The 21,571-nt window shown below is 68.4% G+C and carries 18 protein-coding genes; 13 read left to right on the plus strand and 5 right to left on the minus strand.

Annotation, left to right across the window (positions count from 1 at the left end):
• Positions 1 to 31 precede the first annotated feature (31 nt).
• Both IPG05_07895 and IPG05_07900 read right to left on the minus strand, forming a co-directional pair.
• Complete coding sequence (locus IPG05_07895) at positions 32 to 2,605, minus strand: tetratricopeptide repeat protein (GenBank protein ID MBK6495010.1); 2,574 nt, start codon at positions 2,603 to 2,605, stop codon at positions 32 to 34.
• Positions 2,606 to 2,634: 29 nt separating this feature from the next.
• A complete protein-coding gene (locus tag IPG05_07900; protein MBK6495011.1) occupies positions 2,635 to 3,165 on the minus strand; it encodes a sigma-70 family RNA polymerase sigma factor in 531 nt (176 codons plus the stop codon).
• Positions 3,166 to 3,344: 179 nt separating this feature from the next.
• Here IPG05_07900 and IPG05_07905 point away from each other — a divergent pair, with 179 nt between their 5' ends.
• Positions 3,345 to 4,238, plus strand: a complete 894-nt coding sequence (locus IPG05_07905) for a hypothetical protein (GenBank protein MBK6495012.1) — start codon at positions 3,345 to 3,347, stop codon at positions 4,236 to 4,238.
• 194 nt (positions 4,239 to 4,432) lie between these two features.
• On the opposite strand, the gene IPG05_07910 is transcribed toward IPG05_07905, so the two are convergent.
• From IPG05_07910 to IPG05_07920, 3 genes are all read right to left on the minus strand, one after another.
• A complete protein-coding gene (locus IPG05_07910; GenBank protein MBK6495013.1) occupies positions 4,433 to 5,134 on the minus strand; it encodes a response regulator transcription factor in 702 nt (233 codons plus the stop codon).
• Positions 5,131 to 6,741, minus strand: a complete 1,611-nt coding sequence (locus tag IPG05_07915; GenBank protein MBK6495014.1) for a HAMP domain-containing histidine kinase — start codon at positions 6,739 to 6,741, stop codon at positions 5,131 to 5,133. The genes IPG05_07910 and IPG05_07915 overlap by 4 nt, the downstream gene beginning before the upstream one ends.
• A gap of 78 nt (positions 6,742 to 6,819) precedes the next feature.
• Positions 6,820 to 7,209, minus strand: a complete 390-nt coding sequence (locus IPG05_07920; protein MBK6495015.1) for a DoxX family protein — start codon at positions 7,207 to 7,209, stop codon at positions 6,820 to 6,822.
• Positions 7,210 to 7,515: 306 nt separating this feature from the next.
• On the opposite strand from IPG05_07920, the gene IPG05_07925 reads away from it, so the two are divergent.
• From IPG05_07925 to secA, 12 genes are all read left to right on the plus strand, one after another.
• On the plus strand, positions 7,516 to 8,796 hold the full coding sequence (locus IPG05_07925) for a hypothetical protein (protein ID MBK6495016.1): 1,281 nt from the start codon (positions 7,516 to 7,518) through the stop codon (positions 8,794 to 8,796).
• A 63-nt stretch (positions 8,797 to 8,859) separates the two neighbouring features.
• Entirely contained in the window at positions 8,860 to 9,450 is a 591-nt protein-coding gene (locus tag IPG05_07930) for an N-acetyltransferase (protein MBK6495017.1), read from the plus strand.
• 45 nt (positions 9,451 to 9,495) lie between these two features.
• Positions 9,496 to 10,611: a DegT/DnrJ/EryC1/StrS family aminotransferase gene (locus tag IPG05_07935; protein ID MBK6495018.1), complete on the plus strand. Its 1,116-nt coding sequence runs from the start codon at positions 9,496 to 9,498 to the stop codon at positions 10,609 to 10,611.
• Positions 10,608 to 11,690 carry a Gfo/Idh/MocA family oxidoreductase gene (locus tag IPG05_07940; protein ID MBK6495019.1) on the plus strand — a complete coding sequence of 361 codons (1,083 nt, stop codon included), beginning with the start codon at positions 10,608 to 10,610 and terminating at the stop codon, positions 11,688 to 11,690. Before IPG05_07935 ends, IPG05_07940 begins: the two co-directional genes overlap by 4 nt.
• 3 nt (positions 11,691 to 11,693) lie before the next feature.
• Positions 11,694 to 12,983 (plus strand): nucleotide sugar dehydrogenase, encoded by a 1,290-nt coding sequence (locus IPG05_07945; protein MBK6495020.1) that lies wholly within the window; start codon positions 11,694 to 11,696, stop codon positions 12,981 to 12,983.
• Entirely contained in the window at positions 12,980 to 14,284 is a 1,305-nt protein-coding gene (locus IPG05_07950) for a UDP-glucose/GDP-mannose dehydrogenase family protein (GenBank protein MBK6495021.1), read from the plus strand. The genes IPG05_07945 and IPG05_07950 overlap by 4 nt, the downstream gene beginning before the upstream one ends.
• A complete protein-coding gene (locus tag IPG05_07955) occupies positions 14,284 to 15,219 on the plus strand; it encodes an SDR family oxidoreductase (GenBank protein ID MBK6495022.1) in 936 nt (311 codons plus the stop codon). The genes IPG05_07950 and IPG05_07955 overlap by 1 nt, the downstream gene beginning before the upstream one ends.
• Complete coding sequence (locus IPG05_07960; protein ID MBK6495023.1) at positions 15,216 to 15,923, plus strand: tetratricopeptide repeat protein; 708 nt, start codon at positions 15,216 to 15,218, stop codon at positions 15,921 to 15,923. The genes IPG05_07955 and IPG05_07960 overlap by 4 nt, the downstream gene beginning before the upstream one ends.
• Positions 15,920 to 16,810, plus strand: a complete 891-nt coding sequence (locus IPG05_07965) for a hypothetical protein (protein MBK6495024.1) — start codon at positions 15,920 to 15,922, stop codon at positions 16,808 to 16,810. Before IPG05_07960 ends, IPG05_07965 begins: the two co-directional genes overlap by 4 nt.
• Positions 16,810 to 17,616 carry an outer membrane protein assembly factor BamD gene (gene bamD / locus IPG05_07970; protein MBK6495025.1) on the plus strand — a complete coding sequence of 269 codons (807 nt, stop codon included), beginning with the start codon at positions 16,810 to 16,812 and terminating at the stop codon, positions 17,614 to 17,616. The genes IPG05_07965 and bamD overlap by 1 nt, the downstream gene beginning before the upstream one ends.
• 1 nt (position 17,617) lies before the next feature.
• Positions 17,618 to 18,190 (plus strand): nicotinate (nicotinamide) nucleotide adenylyltransferase, encoded by a 573-nt coding sequence (gene nadD, locus IPG05_07975; protein MBK6495026.1) that lies wholly within the window; start codon positions 17,618 to 17,620, stop codon positions 18,188 to 18,190.
• Positions 18,191 to 18,196: 6 nt separating this feature from the next.
• On the plus strand, positions 18,197 to 21,358 hold the full coding sequence (gene secA, locus IPG05_07980; GenBank protein MBK6495027.1) for a preprotein translocase subunit SecA: 3,162 nt from the start codon (positions 18,197 to 18,199) through the stop codon (positions 21,356 to 21,358).
• Positions 21,359 to 21,571: the final 213 nt, after the last annotated feature.

Genomic DNA, 21,571 nt, shown 5'->3' on the forward strand with positions numbered 1-21,571 from the left:
TCGGGATGACTTACGACTTACGACCTACGACTTACGACTTCTTTGCCACCGTATCCGCCCTGATCCGCTCCGCCTCGCCCTTCCTCCCCAGCGCCTCATACTCCGCCGCCAGATCCGTTCGCGCTGCCTTCAGGTAGGACACCGACGGCTCCGCTTGCGTGACCAGGATGTCGAACCCCGCCTTCGTTTCGTCCAGCGCTTCCTGGTATCGCGTCTGCCGCAGCAACGAGCGCCCGAGCTTGAGCCGGGCGATCGCAGTGTTGACGTGGGTGGCGCCCTGCGATGCGGTGAAGATCCGCTTCGCCTCGCGGAACTGCGCTTCGGCGGCACGATAGTCTTCGCGGCCATTGGCGACGGCGCCAAGGTTCGAGATGGCGATGCCGGTGCGCCAGTCGTCGGGCCCGTGCACCTGCTGGTAGATCGCACGGACCCGTCGGTACGACGCCTCGGCCTCATCGAACTGTTTGGCGGCCAGGTCGAGCGACGCCAGTTCGTTGAGGGCCGATGCCACGCGCGGGTGATTCGGACCCGCCGTGCGCAGCTGGATCGCGAGCGCTTCGCTCAGCAGCGCGCGTGCTTCGTCGGGACGCTCGAGCCGGCTGACCGCGCGCCCGACCTGCGTGATCGCCGAAGCCGTCGTGGGATTGTCGGTACCGTACCAGGCGCGGATGATGTCCAATGCCTGGCGTTGCTCCTGCTCGGAGAGCGCGTAGTCGCCGCGCTGGAAGGCGCTGGCGCCAAGGTTGGTGTGGATCTCTGCCACCGAGGGATGGCGTGGCCCACGGGTGGCGAGCAGCAAGGGGAGCGCCTCACGATGCAGCGAGTCGGCGCGCGCGTACTCGCCGGCGTAGAAATAGGTGGCGGCGAGGTGCACCATCGCGGTGGCGCGGAGCAGCGGGTCGGCGGTCCGACGAGCCACGAGCACCGAGTCCTGGATCGCTCGGGCCGCGGGGTACTCGCCACGTTCCTGCAGCACCGCGCCGAGCGCCGCCATCGCCTCGACAATCGCGGGGTCATCGGCGGGGTAGGTCGTGCGCGCCATCGCCAGGCCTGCGCGCACCAGCGACTCCGCGGGCGCCAGTTGTGCCTGATCGACGCGGAGGAGGCCGAGCGCCACCAATCCCGCGGCGACGTCGCGATGGATCGGGCCGTGCAAGGCGCGTTGCCGAGCCAGGGAGCGGGTGAGCAACGAGTCGGCGCGGTCGTAGTCACCGAGATGCTGGTGGATCGTGCCCAGCGTCGCGTACAGCTCGGCCTGGCCCTCGGGGTCCCGATCGAGCACCGCGGCTTCCTGTTCGCCGCGCTCGAGCAAGCTGCGCACCGAGAGCGAGTCTGCCGGGCCGGCGTCGTCACTGCCGCCAGAGAAGAGCCCCATCGTGAAGCGCTGAATCCGCTCGGCTCGGCGCGCCTCGAGTTGCGCCGCGTCGCGGGCGTCCGCGAGGCGCATCGTGTAGTAGGTCACCATGCCGATCGCCGCGATGGCCACGGCCGTGGCGGCCGAGACCTCGCGCCACCGGCGCCGGAGCAACTTGCCGGTGCGATACCGCCAGCGCGCCGGATGGGCCTCGAGTGGTTCGCCTGCGAGGAAATGGTCAATGTCCCGCGCGAACGCCTCGACCGTGCCATAGCGCAGCATCGGGTCGCGCTGGATCGCGGTGAGCGTGAGGATGTCGAGGTCGCGCCAGGTGGCGTCGTTCCCGGTCCGGCGGCCATGCCGTGCGGCGGCAAGGGAGGGTCGAACCGGGGGCTCGGTCAGGCGACGCGCAATGGTATCGGCGCCCCCGAACGGGCGCTGCCCGGCAAGCAACTCGTAGAGGATCACCCCGAGGGCATGGACGTCAGTCTGCGCGCTGACAATCCCTTCGGCGATCTGTTCCGGCGCGGCGTAGGCGGGAGTGAGTAGGCCGGCACCGGTCTGCGTCTGCACCGGGTCCTCGGTGTCCTCGAGTTGCTTGGCGATGCCGAAATCGAGAAGGGCCACGCGCCCATCAGCGCCCACGAGAATGTTGGACGGCTTCAGGTCGCGGTGGATGACGGCCCGCGCGTGGGCATACTGCACCGCCTCGCACGCGGCCCGCAACAGCTGGAGCCGCTCCGTGATCGACAGCTGGCGGCGCTCGCAGTAATCCGTCAGATGCTCGCCCTCGACATACTCCATCACGAACCACGGTGTCCCATCCTCGAGCGCGCCGGCGTCGTGCAACTGCGCGATGCCCGGGTGCACCAGGCGCGCCAACGTCCGCTGCTCCCGTCGAAAGCGCGCTCGGCGCGCTGGTGAGAGCCAGGCATCGCGGAGGATCTTCAGCGCAGCCTCGGTGCCGAGGTCATCGCGGGTGACGAGATAGACGATCCCCATCCCACCCTCGCCGAGCTGGCGCACGATGCGGTATGGCCCGAAGGAGCCGCCGGCAGGAGTGGTGGGCGCCGCCAGCAGATCGGCTGCCATCGCGCCGATGCCGACGCCGAGCAGGTCGCCTTCGGCCGCATCGGCGACGAGCATCGCACGCACCCGGGTCGCAACCTCCGGGTCGTCGCCGGCCCAGGTGTGGAGCATTGCCTCGCGTTGGTCGGCGGGTAGCTCGAGGGCCCGGTGGAAGAGGGCCATGGCGCGTGCATGGCGTGCCGCCGGTGAGGTCATGCGGGCGCGGCACCGAGTTCGGTGGCGAGCCACGCCCGGGCCGCGCGCCAGTCGCGCAGCACCGTGGCCTCGGAAATGGTCAGCAGCTCGGCGATTTCCTCGACACTGAGTCCGCCGAAGTAACGCGCCTCCACCACGGCCGCCTGGCGCGGCGACAACTTGGCGAGGTCCGCCAGCGACGCGTCGAGCGCGAGCAGACTGCCGGCCGTGCCGAGGTGGTTGGTCAGCTCCTCGTCGAAGGTGACCAGGATGGCGTCGGGGCCGCCGCGCTTCACGGCGTGGCGTTGGCGCGCCGCTTCGACCAGCACCTGGCGCATCGCCCGGGCGGCGATGCGGCGAAAGTGCAGTGCGGAGGTGACTTCGAATCCGGGCGAGCGGGCGAGCTTGGCCCACGCCTCGTGCACCAGCGCGGTCGGATTGAGCGTGGCGGTGGGATGGTCGCGGCGCACCTGCGCCGCCAGCGCCCGCAATTCGGCGTAGGCGGCAGTGAAGAGGACGTCGAGGGTGTCGCGATCGACTCGGGACATGCAGGGGCGTCCTCAAGGGGGAGGCGCTGGGGAAGGTCGGATGGACTGGGGTTGGAGACCTTCCGAATCTACCGCCTGCCGGCGGGGCGGGGGAGAGGCGGCGGGCGGATCGTGACGGAATCGCGGGGGTTCCAGCGCAAAGGAGAGTAAGCCTGAGCTTTTCCCCAATGGAGGTCCCCATGCGCCGTCTCGTTCTCTCGCTCTCCCTGGCCATCCTCACCGCCTGTGGCGGCGGCTCCCCCACCGGCCCCGGCGGGGGCGGCAACGGGACCGACAAGGTCACCGCCTCGATCGACGGGCAGGCCTTTACGGGGGGGACGGTGCTGGCGGTGCCGGTGTCGACCGTGCCGGGGAGTCTTGGCTTCCAGGCGACCCAGGTGGTCGGCAGCACGGCTCGGACGATCGCGGTGTACCTCGCCTTCATCCCCGGCCCTGGGACCTATCCGTTGGGGATGAACATCGGCACCTCCCCGGGCGGGACGGTCTCGGTGACGAGCGGCGTGAGTTCCTTCACGACCCCGCTCTCGGGTGCCGCCGGCAGCGTCACCATCACCTCACTCACATCGACCCGCGTGGTGGGGACGTTCACCTTCACGGCCACGGCGACCACCGGCTCGGCCACCACCACGGTGACCAACGGCGTCTTCGATGTTCCGCTCTCCACCGGCTACGTCGTGCCGACGGCCGACCTCGCCGGCAGCACGATGACCGCGACGATCAACGGCACGCCGCAGGTGGGTGCCACGTTGAGCGGCATCGGCGGCAACTCGACGACGCGGGTCGTGGGCGCGATGAACCTGGACTATTCGATCAGCATCACGGTCGGTCCGGTCACCGCGACGGGATCGGGCGCGCTCACCGGCTTCACGGTGCCGACGCGGCGGATCATGATCACCCGGGTGGGGACCGCGCAGTCATGGGGCGGCGTGGGCAATGATACCGGGACGCTCACCATCACCACGCTGACGCCGACCCGAATCGCCGGCACCTTCTCCGGCACGCTGGCACCCAATGCCCAGACGACCGGGACGATGACGGTGGCGAATGGGGCGTTTGATGTGAGGACGCCGTAGCGGATGATGGAGGATGGATGATGGAGGATGGATTGTGGTTGTCATCCTGAGCGGAGCCCGCGAAGCGGGCGTAGTCGAAGGACCTCTTTCCCGGCGTGCGGAGAGAGGTCCTTCGACTGCGCAGCCCGGTGGGCTGCTTCGCTCAGGATGACAACAGTTCAGGCAGGACGCCCCAATCCATCATCCATCATCCATCAGTCCGTCTTCACCCGATACCCCGTCTTCCGCACCGTCAGGATGTGCACCGGATTGGCGGGGTCCGCTTCGAGCTTCCGGCGCAACTCGAGGATGTGAACGTCGACGGTGCGCGAGACGATGTCGGGTTCGTACTGCCACACCGCGTCGAGCAACTCGGCGCGGGTGGCCACGCGTCCTTCCCGGCGCAGCAGCGCGACCAGCAGGTCGTATTCGCGGGGCCGCAGTGCGACTGCCTCGCCGTCGCGCAGCACCACGTGCGTCCCGGTGTCGACGCTGACCGTGCCGAACTGCCACCGTTCGCTCGCCGCCCTCGGCTCGCTGGGGTGCACTGGGCGGCGTCGGAGCATCGCGTTGACCCGGGCCAGCAGTTCCGGCAACGAGAACGGCTTGATGACGTAGTCGTCGGCGCCGAGGCGGAAGCCGCGCAACCGGTCGGTCTCGGCGGCCCGGGCCGACAGCACCAGCACGGCGACATCGTGTCCCTCCTCGCGGAGGGTGCGCAGCACGGTGAAGCCGTCCATGTGCGGCAGCATCAGGTCGAGCAGGATCAGCTCGGGGTCCCACCGCCGCGCCTGCGACAACCCTTCCAGTCCGTTGGTCGCGATCCGTACCTCATGACCGTCATGGGTCAGATTGAGTCGCAGCCCTTCGGCCAGTCCCGGATTGTCCTCGACCACCAAGATTCTGCGCATCGTCATTCTCCTGCCATCAGGGGGAGCGTGACCCGGAAGCACGCACCGTGTGGAGCCACCTCCTCGATCTGCACCGAGCCGTGGTGCAGCAGGACCAGTTGGCGGACGACGGCGAGCCCGATGCCGCTGCCGCTGCCTTCGCCACGCTCGAACGGCTCCCAGATCCGCTCCCGATCCTGCGGCGGGATGCCCGGTCCCTGATCCGCCACGGCGAACTCGAGGACGGTGGTGTCGTGCCGTGAACTCACGTGGACGGTGCCGCCACTGCCACCGTGACGGATCGCGTTGTCGAGCAGGTTGATCAGGATGCGGCGAACCGCATCCCCGTCGAGGGTCGCCATCGGCCCCGGCGTGATGGTCGTTTCGAGCACGATCCGATGCGCCCGCGCCAAGGGTTCGAAGAGGGCGGCGACTTCGCGCACCAGGCGGTCGACATCCTCCGGGCGCGGTGAGAGTCGATGCGCCGGGCGCCCCACGCGCGACAGCGCCAGCACGTTCTCGACCATCTGCCCCAGGTGACGCGTCTCGCGCACGATCGTGTCCAGTGCACCGCGTTGGGCCGCCTCGCCACCGGCCCGTTCCAGCAGCAGGGTCTCGGCGAAGAGCTGGATGTTGGCCAGCGGCGTGCGGAGCTCGTGCGAGATGCTCGATGTGAACTCTTCGCGCAGTCGACTGAGCGCCACGGCGCGCCACGCCGTGACGGCGGCGGCGCTCACCAGCAGCAGGGCCAGCGCGACGGCCAGCGCGACCCGCGCACCGGGCAGCGGTGGATATCCTCCCGGCATCAGGACCGGCACTGCACTCGGCAGGATGGCGTAGGTGATGCGCGCCATCAACGGTCCGAGGACCAGACGGTCACTCTTCCAGTTGCCGTTGGCGACATTGCCCGACTCGAGCAGCACCTCACCATGATCGCCGAACACCCGGACCGCGATCGGCTGCGAGTTGCTGTCGGTCGGCGCCATGCGCAGCGAGTCGCGCAGCCGCATGAAGGCGTTCAGCGTCGGGGTGATCGGCAGGCGGAGCACCTTGTCGCGAAAGCGGGCGAGTGGGATCTCGAGCCCGACCCAGCGTTTCCCGCCGCGCTCACGTTCAACGAAGGCGATCGACGTGTCAGCGCCGCGTGCGATGACCGTGCCGAAATAGGTGGCATCCCTGGCGCGCGGCTTGCCAAGGCGGGTGCGCAGCGACGTGGAGAGGATCGCATCGGCGGTGTCGCCCTTGGAGGTGGCGATCGCCGCGACGCTGTCGAAGACGAAGTAGCGATGCGGCGCCAGCTCGAGCACGTACGGTGAGAACGCCTCGGCACCGGTCAGTGTGGCAATCGAGTCGGACGTCAGCTGTCCCTTCGCCACCAGGGCCCGCTGTGCGCCGCGCAGCAGCGTGCGCAGGTCGATGAAGGTCCGGCTCTGCACGCTACCGGCGTACGAGTCGGCGAGGTAGGCGGCGTGGTCGCGGAGCGTCTCGTCGGCGGTGGCGCGGTGGCGCATCATCGTCGTCCAGAGAAACCACGCCCCCCAGCCGATGATCAGGACAGCCAGCAACGAGGCGCCGCCGACCAGGAATTCAGGACGGCGGCGCCAGTCGCGCAGCGAGCGGGGAGAGAAAGGCATCCCGTCAAAGGTACTCCCCAGGCCCGCTCTCCGGGGGCGGCCTGACAGGGCTCTGACCAGCCTCCCGGGCCGGTCGGGTCATGCGGTGTCGCGGTGTGGCCGAGACTCGGCGGCGACGGCGAGGAGGACCGCGATCAGCAACACGCTGTACTCCATCCCGTTCCGGCCGCCCCCCACCACGAACCATCCTTCCGTCGCGTGAATCAGGACGATGCCGGTGGCGAGTTCTGCCACGAAGAGCAGCGAGACCAGGCGTCGTCGCCAGCCGAACCAGAGAGCCACGGCCCCGGCGAGTTCGGCGCCAGTGATCGCGGCCGCAAGCAACTCACCGACGGGGAGGTGGAGCGAGGCGAGCCATTGCCCGAAGCCGCGCACGCGCTCTGGCGACGCCGCGCGATACGCTCCGTGCGCCGCCATGAGGCAGGCCACCACTCGGCGCAAGATGGCCAGCACCGTGGTGGCCGACATTGGGGACTCCGGCTGGGGAGGGGAACTTCCGCTGCGGCGCTGACGCCGCCCGGTGAGGGCGGCGTCCGGCCGCCGGAACCACCGAAGGAGCGGCAACCCCTGGGGAGTGGAACCGACGACCGGATACATGCACGCACATGGAGGTCAGGCTGCGTGGCCCTTCCCTCCGCAATCAGAATGGCCCCGCGGAGGAATCGGGAACAGGGGGGTCGTGTAAGGGGACGGTATGCAACCGGTTCGGGCAGTGCTGACGTCCTGCTGACGTGCGGCCCGTGCGCCGAGCGCGTCGGGGCGTTTGCTTGTCGCATGCGATCAATCCTTGCCCTCCTCCTGGTGTTCACGACGGTGCACGCCGTCCCCGCCCAACGGGCCGATTCCGCGGCCACCGCGCGTCGTCTCATGCGCGGCGCGGCGGCGGTACTGCAACGCGGCGACACGACGGCCGCCGCCGATTCCGTCCTCGCCGCCGCGCGCGCGTGGCCCGCGCAAAGCAGTTACTGGCTTGCGGCCGCGCGTTGGAATGCCGTGGCGCATCGACCCGAGGTGGCGCTCGATGCACTGACCACCCTCGTCGGTTTGGGTGCGGGGTGGCAACGTGACGACCCACGCCTGGCGTCGCTCGCGCGCGAGGCACGCTATGCGGCGCTGCAGCCACCATCGGCGGAAGTGCGGAGCCGGGTGGTGGTCACCCTGCCCGACGCCGACTTCCATCCCGAAGGGGTGGCGTGGGACGCGCGCACGAAACGCCTCTTCGTCGGCAGCGTGCATCGCGGGAGCGTCGTGGTGATCGGGGCAGACAGCACAGTGACCACCTTTGTGCCGGCGGGTACCGCTGGGATGCGCGCGGTCCTGGGCGTGCTGGCCGACACCGCTCGCAACCTGCTCTTCGTCAGCAGCGCCGATGTGCCCGAGCGTGATGGTGGCGTGGCGTCACCGCGCGCGGCGTCGAGTGTCCTCGCCTTCTCGCTCACCAGCGGCGCGCTCGTGCGGCAATGGGGCTTTCCGGAAGACGGCCATCAGCATCTCATCGGCGAGTTGGTCCTGGCACCCGACGGCACCGTGTGGGGCACCGACAGCGAGCATCCGGCGCTCTACCGCGTGCCGATTTCCGCAGCGGCCGCGCGACTCGAGCCGCTGGCGTTCTCGCATCGCGACTGGGTGTCGTTGCAGGGGCTCGCCTTCAGCGCGGACGGCCTGCAGGCCTGGATCGCCGACTGGACCACCGGCCTCTACCACCTCGACCTCGTGCGCGGCGTCGTCACGCCGGTTGCCGCCCCTTCCGGTGGCACGCTCCTCGGGATCGATGGGCTGTACCGACGCGGGCCGGGGCAGCTGATCGGTATCCAGAACGGCATCGCGCCGCACCGGATCGTCGCCCTGGAGTTGGACGCCGGCGGGATGGCGGTGCGAGCCCTGCGGCCGCTCGACCACCCGCCGGGGGAGGGCGAGCCGACCCTCGGTGTCCTCACCCCGGAGGGGCTGCTCTTCGTGGCGGGCTCCCTCTGGCCGTTCTACGACGGGGCGGGGCGCCTCGGCCCCGCCGAGGGGCGGCCACGGGGCGAAATCCGACGGATTTCCTGGCAGTAAGGCAGGCACGCCGCGGGCTCGGTCCGCACTATCTTTCGGCTCCTCCGTGAAGGGAGCCGGGAGATGGCAGATTTCTTCGTCCACGAATCCTCCTACGTGGACGCCGGGGCGGTAATCGGCAGCGGGACCAAGATCTGGCATTTCTGCCATGTCATGGGTGGTGCGGTCATCGGGGAGCGCTGCTCCCTGGGGCAGAATGTCGTGGTCATGCCGGGGACCCGGATTGGCCACAACGTGAAGATCCAGAACAACGTCTCGATCTACGAAGGCGTGGAGCTCGAAGACGACGTCTTCTGCGGCCCCTCCTGCGTCTTCACGAACGTGATCAACCCCCGCAGCCACGTCTCCCGGAAGGAGGAGTACCGGCGCACCCTGGTGCGGCGGGGCGCCTCGATTGGGGCCAATGCCACCATCGTCTGCGGGGCAACCCTCGGCGAATACGCATTTATCGGTGCCGGGGCCGTCGTCACCGGTACCGTCCCCGATTTTGCCCTGATGGTCGGGGTCCCGGCCCGGCGGATCGGATGGATGTGCCAGTGCGGGGAGCGGTTGGCGCTGGACGCAGGGCACGCGACGTGCAAGGCCTGCGGTTCGAGCTATCAGGAAGACGGCGACCGGCTTCGGCCGATTGTCCCGCCCGTGGCGCCGGGCTAACTTCCTTTCCTGTTGTCACTTACGCCACTTTGACGCGAGTCAGCGATGCCTGTTCCCATGCTCGACCTGGTTGCCCAGCACCGAATCATCGGCAACGAGGTCCAAGCGGCAGTCCAATCGGTCATTGATCGTCAAGCATTCATCATGGGGCCCGAGATTCCGGCCCTTGAGCAGGCCATTGCGACCCTGACCGGGGTGCGCCGGGGTATCGGCTGCGCCAGCGGCACCGACGCCCTCCTTCTCCCGATCCGCGCGCTGGACCTGGCGCCGGGCGACGAAGTGATCGCGCCCGCCTTCACCTTCTTTGCGACGGCCGGGGCAATCCACAATGCCGGCGGCGTGCCGGTCTTCGCCGACATCGACCCGGTGACCTTCAACATCACCCCGGAAGCGATCGAGGCCGCCATCACCCCGCGCACCCGCGCGATCGTGGTGGTGCACCTCTTCGGGCAGATGGCCCCAATGGAGCGCATCGTCCAGGTCGCCGCCAAGCACGGCCTCGCGATCATCGAGGACGGCGCGCAAACGATCGGCGCGCGTCGCCTGGTGGATGGGCAGTGGAAGCATCCCGGCCAGCTCGGCACCGTCGCCACCCTTTCCTTCTTCCCGACCAAGAACCTCGGGGCGTGGGGCGACGGCGGCATGATGCTGACGAATGACGAGGCGCTCGGTGAGCGGCTCGCCCGGCTCCGGTTGCACGGTGGCGCCAAGCAGTACCACCATGACGAGATCGGCTACAACTCGCGCCTCGATTCGCTGCAGGCGGCGGTGCTCCTCGCCAAGCTGCCGCACCTGGCCACCTGGAACGCGCAGCGCCAGTCGCACGCGGCGCATTACGAGGCCGCGTTCGCCGGCCTGGCCGGCGTCTGTCCGCCGCGCACCGATCCGGCGAACGAGCATATCTGGCACCAGTACACCATCCGCGCCGAGCGCCGCGATGCCCTGATGGCGCACCTGAAGTCGCGCGGCATCGGCTGCGCCGTGTACTACCCGCTGCCGCTCCATCTGCAGCCCTGCTTCGCGCACCTCGGCTACACGCGCGGTTCGCTGCCGGTGACCGAGGCGGCGATGGACTCCGTCCTCTCGCTGCCGATCTTCGCGGAACTGACGCCGGCCCAGCTCGACGAAGTGGCCGGCGGCGTCCGGGAGTTCTACGCGTGAGTCTCGGCACCCGACCGGCCTTCGTCTCCGCCGACCCGATCATCGGGCGGAAGATCCGCGTGGCCCTGGTCGGCTGCGGCCGCATCTCGGCCAATCACTTCGAGGCGTTCGAGGCGCACGCCGCCGAGTGCGAGGTGGTCGCGGTCTGCGATTCGGAGCCGGAGGCGCTGGCCAAGGCGGTCGCGCGCACTGGCGCCCGCGGCTTCACCCACCTCGACGCGCTCCTCGCCGGCAGTGATGCCGACGTGGTCGTGCTGGCCACGCCGAGCGGCCTGCACGCGGCGCAGGCGATCGCCTGCGCCGAAGCGGGTCGGCATGTGGTGACCGAGAAGCCGATGGCGACGCGCTGGCAGGACGGCAAGGCGATGGTCACCGCGTGCGACCGCGCCGACGTCCACCTCTTCGTCGTCAAGCAGAACCGCCGCAATGCCACCGTGCAGGCGGTGAAGCGCGCGGTCGAGGCCGGCCGCTTCGGCCGGATCTACATGGTCTCGGTCAACGTCTTCTGGCAGCGGCCGCAGTCGTACTACGACTCGGCGGCGTGGCGCGGCACCTGGGAGTTCGACGGCGGCGCGTTCATGAACCAGGCCAGTCATTACGTCGACCTGCTCGACTGGCTCATCGGCCCCGTCGAGAGCGTGCAGGCCTACACCGCCACCCTGGCCCGGACCATCGAGGTCGAGGACTCCGGCGTGTTGGCGATCCGCTGGCGCAACGGTGCGCTCGGCACGATGGCCGTCACGATGCTGGCGCATCCGAAGAACTTCGAGGGATCGATCACCATCCTGGGTGAGCACGGCACCGTGCGCCTCGGCGGCGTCGCGGTGAACCAGATCGACCATTGGGAATTTGCCGAGCCGCATCCGGACGACAGCAAGATCACCGAGGCGAGCTACGCCACGACGTCGGTGTACGGCCACGGCCACAAGGGATACTACGAGAACGTCTTCGCCACGCTGCGCGGCACGGCCCACGCCGACACCGACGGCCGCGAAGGACTGCATTCGCTGGAGTTGTTGATCGCCACCTATCTCGCGGCCCGTGATGGCCGGCGAGTCGCCCTGCCTCTGGAGTACTGACCGATGTCGCTTGCGAACGATCTCATTGCCCGCGCGGCCTCCCGCGACCTCACCTTCGGCATCGTCGGGTGCGGCTACGTCGGCCTTCCGCTCGCCGTCGAGCTCGGCCGTGCCGGCTTCAAGGTGATCGGTTACGACATCTCGGAACGGGTCTGCGACGCCCTCAACGCCGGGAAGTCGCACATCAAGGACATCACCGACGCCGACGTCGCCGAGCTGCGCAAGGATGGCCGCTTCCACGCGACCACCGACGCCTCGGAGCTTGGTCTCGCCGACGCGATCTCGATCTGCGTCCCGACGCCGCTCTCCAAGTACAAGGATCCTGACGTCTCCTTCATCGTCGCGGCCACCGAGTCGATCAAGGCGACGCTGCGGCGCGGCCAGGTGATCATCCTCGAGAGCACCACTTACCCGGGCACCACCCGCGAGATCATGCTCCCGGCGCTCGAGAGCACCGGCCTCAAGGTCGGCGAGGACTTCTTCCTCGCCTTCTCGCCGGAGCGGGTCGATCCGGGCAATCCGACGTACGGCACCCGCAACACGCCGAAGGTCGTCGGCGGCATCACGCGCGACTGTCACCGCGTCGCCTGCGCCTGCTACGCCCCGGCGGTCGATACCCTCGTCCCGGTGAGCACCACCGAGGCGGCCGAACTCGTGAAGCTGCTGGAGAACACCTTCCGCAGCGTCAACATCGGCCTCGTCAACGAGATGGCGATCGTCTGTGACAAGCTCGGCGTCGACGTCTGGGAAGTGATCGACGCGGCCGCGACCAAGCCGTTCGGCTTCATGAAGTTCACGCCGGGGCCGGGCCTCGGCGGGCACTGCATCCCGATCGACCCGCACTACCTCGCCTGGAAGATGCGCGGCCTGAACTACAAGACCCGCTTCATCGACCTCGCCGGCGAGCTCAACAGCGAGATGCCGCTCTTCTGGGTGCGCAAGACGATGGAAGAGCTCAACGGTCACAGCAAGGCGATCAAGGGCGCCAAGGTCCTGGTGCTCGGGGTGGCGTACAAGAAGGACATCGACGACCTCCGCGAGTCGCCGGCGCTCGACATCCTCGGCCTGCTGCACCAGTACGGTGCCGACGTGAGCTACCACGATCCGTACGTCGCCGGCTTCTCCGAGGCCGGGCATGACTACAAGTCGGTGCCGCTGACGGCGGCGACCGTCGCCGCGGCCGACGTGGTGCTGGTGGTCACCGACCACACCTCGATCGACTGGAAGATGGTCAAGCAGAACGCGCGGCTGGCCGTCGACACTCGCCACGTGCTGGCAAAGATCGACGCATGAAGGTCACGGTGATCGGCTCGGGGTATGTCGGGCTCGTGGCCGGGGCGTGTCTCGCGGAGACCGGCAATGAGGTGGTCTGCGCCGACGTCGACGCGAGGAAGATCGACGGGTTGCGGAACGGCATCCTCCCGATCTACGAACCGGGGCTCGATGCGCTGGTGGTCCGAAATGCCGCCGAGGGGCGGCTCCGCTTCACCACCGAGATCGGCGAGGCGGTGCGGCACGGCGACATCGTCTTCATTGCGGTCGGCACGCCCCCCGGCGAGGACGGCAGCGCCGACCTGCAGCACGTCCTGGCGGTGGCCACGACCATCGGCAACCACTGCGACCGCTTCAAGGTCGTGGTGACGAAGTCCACCGTGCCGGTCGGTACCGCCGAGAAGGTGCGCGGCGCGCTGACCGCCACCGGGGCGAAGGACTTTGCCGTGGCGTCGAACCCCGAGTTCCTCAAGGAAGGGGCGGCGATCGACGACTTCATGAAGCCGGATCGCGTGGTGCTCGGCACCGACGATCCGCGCGCTGAGGAGATGCTGCGCGAGTTGTACGCCCCGTTCGTGCGGAGCGGCGCGCCGATCCTCTTCATGGACATCCCGTCGGCCGAAGTGACCAAGTACGCCGCCAACGCGATGCTCGCCACCCGCATCTCCTTCATGAATCAGATCGCCGACCTCTGCGAACGCGTCGGCGCCGATGTCTTCGCGGTGCGGAACGGCATCGGCAGCGACTCGCGGATTGGCAAGGCGTTTCTCTTCCCGGGTCCGGGGTACGGTGGCTCCTGCTTTCCGAAGGACGTGAAGGCGCTGGTACACACGGCGCGCGGCGTCGGTATGGCGCCGGACCTGCTCGAGGCGGTGGAAGCGGTGAACGCGCGCCAGAAGCAGGTGATGTTCACCAAGCTGCAGGCCTTGCTGGGCGACGTGCGCGGGACGACCGTCGCCGTGTGGGGGCTGGCCTTCAAGGCCGGCACCGACGACATGCGTGAGAGCCCCGCGAGCGCCCTGATCGATGCACTGCTGGACGCCGGGGCCAACGTGCGGGCGCACGACCCGGAGGCGATGACGGTGGCGCGCGGCATCTGGGGCGACCGGGTCACCTTCGCCGGCGATCCGTGGGAGGCGCTCGAGGGTGCCGATGCGCTCGCCGTGGTGACCGAATGGCTGGTGTACCGCACGCCAGATTTCGACCGGATCAAGGCGGCGCTTCGGCGTCCGATCCTCGTGGACGGCCGCAATCTCTACGAGCCTGCGCGCATGGCGCGACTCGGCTTCCAGTATGCCGGCATTGGCCGGAGGACGAGCTGATGCGCGTCGTGATCACGGGGGCCGCCGGCTTCCTCGCCTCGCACCTGACCGATCGCTTCCTGGCGAACGGGGATGCGGTCGTGGGGATCGACAACTTCCTGACCGGACGGCCGGAGAACCTGGCCCACCTGGCCGGCAACCCGAAGTTCGAATTCATCGAACACGATGTCTCGACGCCGTACGATGTCGACGGCCCGGTGGACGGGGTGCTCCACTTCGCCTCGGCCGCCTCGCCGCCGGACTACCAGGAGTATCCGATCGAGACGCTGCTGGTTGGCTCCGAGGGGACGCGCTACGGCCTCGAGCTCGCCAAGCGGAAGGGTGCCCGCTTCTTCCTCGCCTCGACCTCGGAAGTCTACGGCGATCCGCAGGTGCACCCGCAGCCCGAGACCTACTGGGGTTACGTCAACTCGATCGGTCCGCGCTCCATGTACGATGAGGCGAAGCGTTTCGCCGAGGCGATGGTGATGGCGTATCACCGCACGCACGGCGTGGACACCCGCATCGTCCGGATCTTCAATACCTACGGCCCGCGGATGCGGCCCGAGGACGGCCGCGTCGTCTCGAACTTCCTGGTGCAGGCGCTGCAAGGGAAGCCGCTGACCATGTACGGTGACGGCTCGCAGACGCGCTCCTTCTGCTACGTGAGTGATGAAGTCGAGGGGATCTTCCGCCTCTTCCACTCCGACCGCACCCTGCCGACCAACATCGGCAATCCGATCGAGTTCACGATGCTCGAGCTGGCGCAGCAGGTGCTGGCCGTGACCGGCTCGTCGTCGAAGATCGAGTTCCTGCCGTTGCCGGGCGATGACCCGAAGGTGCGCCAGCCGGACATCACGGTCGCGCGCACGGTCCTCGGCTGGGAGCCGAAGGTGCCGCTGCGGGAAGGGCTCGAGAAGTCGCTGCCGTACTTCCAGGGCGAGGTCGCGGGATGAGTCGCGGCGCCTCGGCTCTGCTCGAAGGCGCGCGCGAGCGCTTCGCCAACCGCGACTATTACGGGGCGCTGCTCTGCCTCGATGATGAGGCCGCGGGCGAGCACGGCTGGGCCGACGTCTTTCACCTCCGCGGCGTCTGCTTCTCGCTGCTCGATCGCCATCTCGAAGCGGTGGCCGCCTTCGACCGCGCGATCGCGATCAATCCGCGCTACCTCGAGGCACACCTGCATCGTGCCTTGGCGCTCACGGCGTTAGGGCGCGAGGCCGATGCCGCCACCGCCTTTGCGGCGGCGCGTGAATCGGTCGGACCCGATGTGGCCGGCCTCTCCGCACCGATCGCCGCGCGCCTCGCCAATGAGCATGCCAAACTGGGCGAGCTCTACGCCGAGGCGGGTGCGGTGCAGGATGCCGTGCGCGAATACCGGCGCGCCTCCGAACTTGGCCCGGCATACCTCGACCTGCGGCTTCGTCTCGCGCGGTTGCTGATGGAGTCGGGGAATCCGCTGGAGGCGCGCGACGAACTGAGCGCCATCCTGGTGACCCGGCCCGACTGGGTCGAGGCTCGGGTGCAGCTTGGCCTGTCGAGGCATCTTGCCGGCGACACCGCCGGGGCGCGGGAGACGTGGCGGCGTTGCCTCGAGGACGCGCCTGGCCTCGATCGCGTCGCGGCCTACCTCGCCATGGTGGATCGGATCCCCGAATGAAGCGCGTGCTCCTCGTGGCCGTGTTGCTCGGCTGCGGTGGTGCGCGGAACACCCCCGAACGGCTCGGCGACGAGGCGTGGCATCGCGGGCAGTGGGCCGTCGCCACCGCCCAGTACCGACTCGAGGGCAACATCCCCCGCCTGTTGGCCAAGCGCGCCGACGCGGCGCTGCTCGGTGGAGAGTTGATGGGCGCGGCGATGCTCTACCGGCAACTGGGCGCGGCGGACCCGACCCGGACCGGTGAGGCCGCCGCCGGACTGGTCCGCGTGGCAGAAGTGGCTCAGCGGGTGGGGGATGTGCACGCGGTGGCCGCCTGCATTGCCGGGCTTGCCGAGGTTGCACCAGGATGGCCCCTCGGGCGGTTGGCACTTCGGCTTCCCCCCGATGCACCGTGGGATCCGTCGCTGGTCAGTGCCATCGGCCCTGCCGGGCTCGCCTCGGCCGGGGGAGGGGAGCGATGGTTGCTGGCGCTGGGCCGCGGCTATCGCGCCGCCAAACGCTGCCCGGAGGCGATTGCCGCGCTCGAGACCCTGCGCCGCCGCGAGCGCGGGCCGGCCGCTGACACCGCCGGGGCCGAGTTGGCGTCGTGTCAGCTTACCGTTGGCCTGGCCGCCCTTGGGGCCGGGCGGCCGGGGGAGGCCGATTTCTGGTTGCTGCAGGCCGCGACGGCCGATCCACTCGGTGCATCTGGTCGACGGGCGCTCGTCGCCTTGGGCGATGCGCGGCTCGCCGAGGGTGACCTCGCCGGGGCCAATCTCCTCTGGCAACAGGTCCTGACCGCGCCAGTTTCGCCCGATTCGATTACAGTAATGGCGCTCGAACGGCTCCGGGATCCGGGGGTGTTCGGGAGCAAGTCAGACTCTTCCGTCGTCCCGGGACGTCCCTGATGCGTCGTACGCTGTTGCCATCGCTCGCTGCTGCCATCGTCGCCCTTGCCGGCTGCAACCGCGCGCCGGCGGTCACGCCGGGTGCCGCTCGGCTTCGTCTGACCTCGCAAGAAATCGATTCGATGTGGAATCAGGCGCTCGCGCTGTACCAGAAGCGGGATTGGCGGAAGGCCGGTACGGCGCTGGAGCGGGCCCAGCTCGAAATGCCGGTCACCGACAAGCGCATTCCGGTCGCCCGTTTCTATCTGGCGGAGTCGCGCCTCGGCGAGAAGAGCAACCTGCAGGCGGTCCGCGAATTCCGCCGCGTCTCCGACGAATTCCCGAACGACACCCTCGCCGCCCCCGCGCTCGTGCGCGCTGGCGATGCGTATCTCAAGATGTGGCGCCGTCCCGAACTCGACCCGACCTACGGGCAGAGTGCCTACGCGACGTACCAGGAAGTGCTGAGCCGCTATCCCGGCACCGAGTCGGCCAAGACCGCCGACCTGCGCATCAAGGACATCGAGAACCGCTTTGCCATCAAGGAGTACAAGGCGGCGCTCTATTACATCCGCTTCAAGGCCCTCGACTCGGCGATCCTCTACCTCCGGAACATCATCGCCACCTGGCCGCGCGCGGAAACGGTGCCGGACGCGCTCGACAAGCTCGTCACCGCGTATCGCACCCTCGGCTACGTCGAGGACACCAACGAGACCTGCGCGTACTTCCGCCGGCAGTGGCCCGATTCGCCGAAGCTCGCCGTGAGCTGCCCGGAGTCGAAGGACTCTGTTGCCGCCCCGGCCGCCGAGATCAAGAAGGGTCCCTGACGTGCGGGTGGGGATCCTCGGTGGTTCCTTCGACCCGATCCACAACGCCCACCTGATCGCTGCGCAGCTGGCCCGGGAATCCCTCGGGCTGGATGTCGTGCGCCTGATGGTCGCGGCCCAGCAGCCTCACAAGCTCGGTGGCCATGAAGCCACCGCCGAACAACGCGCGGAGATGGTCGAGCTCGCCGTCGCCGGCCTCCCAGGGCTGGTGGCCGATTGGCGCGAGCTCCGGCGCAGCGGCCCCTCATATACCGTCGATACCCTCCGTGAGCTGCACGCCGAATCGCCCGGGACGGAGTTCACTTTGCTCCTCGGTGCCGACACCGCCAGCCACTTCGCCGAGTGGCGTGAGCCCGAGGCCATTCGTGCGCTGGCGCGGGTGGTGGTCTTCCGGCGGGGTGACGCGGCCGTTCCGGCAGGCTTCTCTGCCGAAGTGGCCGTCCCGGCATTGGAACTCTCCTCCACTGCGGTTCGTACCCGTGCTGCAGCTGGTTTGTCGCTGGTCGGATGGGTCCCTGACCGGGTGGCCGACTATATTTCAAGGTTTGGGCTCTATGTCAGTCACGGGGAGTAGTGCTGGATGATCAAGCGGCTCGTGGAATCGGTATTCGGCACGCGGCAGGCGCGTGAGGTCAAGCGCCTGCAGCCTATCCTCAATCAGATCAAGAGTCATGAGGATCGGCTCAAGGCGCTGGACGATGCCGGGGTGCAGGCTGAAACGCAGCGCTTCCGTGCGATCCTCGCCGAGCGGACCGACGCCCTGCGCGCCGAGGTCGAGCGGCTGCGGGCCGAGAAGCACGGCTGCCCCGATCCGGTGGAGCGCGACGCGCTCGACCAGCTGCTGCAGAAGGCCGAAGTCACCTGGAAGAACGAGGTCAACCAGACCCTCGACGATCTCCTCCCCGAGGCGTTCGCCGCGGTGCGCGAGGCGTGTCGCCGACTGGTGGGGACCACCGTCGACGTGACCGGTCAGCCGATCCAGTGGAACATGGTGCCGTACGACGTGCAGCTCATCGGCGGCATCGCGCTGCACCAGGGGCGGATCGCCGAAATGGCGACCGGCGAAGGCAAGACGCTCGTCGCCACGCTGCCGCTCTACCTGAACGCCCTCACCGGGCGCGGCGCGCACCTCGTCACCGTCAACAACTACCTCGCCCGCCGCGACTCGCAGTGGATGGGGCACCTCTACCGCTGGCTCGGCCTGACCGTCGCCTGCCTCGATGACACCGAGCCGTCGTCGCAGCAGCGTCGCGACGCCTACCTCGCCGACATCACCTACGGCACGAACAACGAGTTCGGCTTCGACTACCTGCGCGACAACATGGTCTTCTCGCTCGAGCAGCGGGTGCAGCGCGAGTACGTCTACGCGATGATCGACGAGGTCGACTCGATCCTCATCGACGAAGCGCGGACGCCGCTGATCATCTCCGGGCCGGTGGGTGACGAAGACTCGGTGCACTACCGCGGCTTCAATCCGAAGGTCGCCGAGATGGTGCGCCGCCAGAACGAGGTTGTCTCGGGGCTGGTGGCCGAAGGCGAGAAGCTGCTGGAGGACGAGAAAAAGAAGCACGACGCGGGCGTCATCCTCTATCAGGCGCAGATGGGTGGCCCGAAGAACAAGAAGCTCGCCAAGCTGCTGAATGAGACTGGCGTGAAGCAGTTGGTGCAGCGTGCCGAGCTGGACTACCTGGCGGACCGCAAGCTGCCGACCAAGCAGCAGTCGATGCGGAACATCGAGGAGTCGCTTTTCTTCGTCCTTGACGAGAAGGGGCACTCGGTGCACCTCACCGATCGCGGCGCGGCGGCGTTGTCGCCGAACGACCCCGATCTCTTCCTCGTTCCCGACCTCTCGCTCGAGATCCACCAGCTCGAGCACGATGAGTCGAAGAGCCTCGAGGAGCGCGCCGAGCTGCGCCGCCAGATGGAAGCGGACTACGCGGCCAAGAGCGAGCAGCTGCACGTGATCCACAAGCTGCTGCAGGCGCACGCCCTCTACGAGCGCGAGACCGAGTACATCGTGCAGGAGGGGCAGGTCCTCATCGTCGACGAGTTCACCGGCCGCATCATGCATGGCCGGCGCTGGTCGGACGGGCTGCACCAGGCCGTCGAGGCGAAGGAAGGCGTCGTGGTGAAGGGCGAGACGCAGACCTTCGCGACGATCACGATCCAGAACTACTTCCGGATGTTCGAGAAGCTGGCGGGCATGACTGGTACCGCCGAGACCGAGGAGACCGAGTTCTACTCGATCTACGGCCTCGAGGTGTCGGTGATCCCGACCAACCGGCCGATTCGCCGGACCGACCATGTCGACCAGATCTACAAGACGCGGCGCGAGAAGTTCAACGCGGTGGCGGAGGAAGTCGAGCGGATCCACAAGACGGGGATGCCGGTGCTGATCGGCACCACGTCGGTGGACATCTCGGAGACGTTGTCGCGGCAGTTGCAGCGGCGCGGGCTGGTGCACGAGGTGCTCAACGCCAAGTATCACCAGCGCGAAGCCGAGATCGTCGCGAAGGCAGGCATGAAGGGGGCGATCACGATCGCGACCAACATGGCCGGCCGCGGTACCGACATCAAACTCGATCCGGCGCTCGACCTCACCGCGTCGGAAGCGGGGCTGCACATCATCGGCACCGAGCGGCACGAGTCGCGGCGTATTGACCGGCAGTTGCGTGGTCGGTCGGGCCGTCAGGGCGACCCCGGTGTCTCGCTCTTCTTCCTCTCGCTCGAAGACGACCTGATGCGGCTCTTCGGGTCGGACCGCATTGCCCGGATGATGGACAAGGGTGGCGCCGAAGAGGGCGAGGTGATCACGGGCAAGCTGATCACCGCGGCGATCGAGTCGGCGCAGAAGCGGGTCGAGTTGCAGAACTTCCAGCAGCGGAAGCGGCTGCTCGACTACGACGACGTGATGAACCAGCAGCGCGAGGTGATCTACTCGACGCGGCTCTTCGCGCTGGAGCGTGGGGCGGAGCTGCAGGCCGAGGCGCTCAAGATGATCCGTGCGGCGCTGACCAAGGCGGCGGAGAACTACCTCGCCGACGCGGAGCGTCCGGAGGAGTTCGACCGGGTGGGGCTGCACGAGTCGTTGCTGCTCCAGTTCCTGGTGCCGGCCGATGCGGTGAAGGATGCCGACGCGACGCCGACGCGCGAGGCGGTGATCGAGGCGGCGGTGGCGGCGGGCGAGGAGGCCTTCCAGCGGAAGGTCGACTATCTGCAGGAGTTCGGTGGCAAGATCGGGATTCCGGAAGTGGACCTGCAGGTCTTGTCGCAGGTGACGCTCTCGGTGCTCGACGAGAAGTGGAAGGACCACTTGTACGATCTGGACCAGCTGCGCAACGCCATTCAGTATCGGGCATACGGCCAGAAGGATCCGCTGGTCGAGTACAAGAAGGAGGCCTTCGACATGTTCGAGGATCTCCTCCGCGACATCCAGGCGACCTTCTCGGAGCGTTACCTGAAGATCCAGGTGAGCGCCGATGGACCGCCGCCGCCACCGCCGCCGGTGATGGCGCCGCCGGTACTCAACGCGCCGTCGACGGATGACTTGTTCAACGGGCCGGTCACGCGGACCGTCGGTCCGACGGTGGTGCCGAAGATCACGACGCCGGGCGGGCAGGGGTTGTCGCACGCGTTTGGCGATCAGACGGGTGGTGCGCCGGACCCCGCGATCGGCCGGAACGATCCGTGCCCGTGCGGGAGCGGGAAGAAGTACAAGAAGTGTCATGGGGCGGGGGCGTAGCCTTTCAGGCGCCGTCTTCAGGCGCGGTTCTCAGGCGCGGATGTCAATCCGCGCCATCCGCAAAGATCCTGAATGAAGCCGCCGCAAGGCGGCTTCGCTGCATTCCGGGAGTGGCGCCGCCACCGGTTGTCGCAATCCGATTGTGGGTATTATCCGAGATCGTCCACCCACGCCTCCTCATGCCGGCGGTCCCATGAGCGTTTTGGTCTGGAT

Source organism: Gemmatimonadota bacterium (genome assembly GCA_016704275.1).
GTDB lineage: Bacteria > Gemmatimonadota > Gemmatimonadetes > Gemmatimonadales > GWC2-71-9 > Palsa-1233.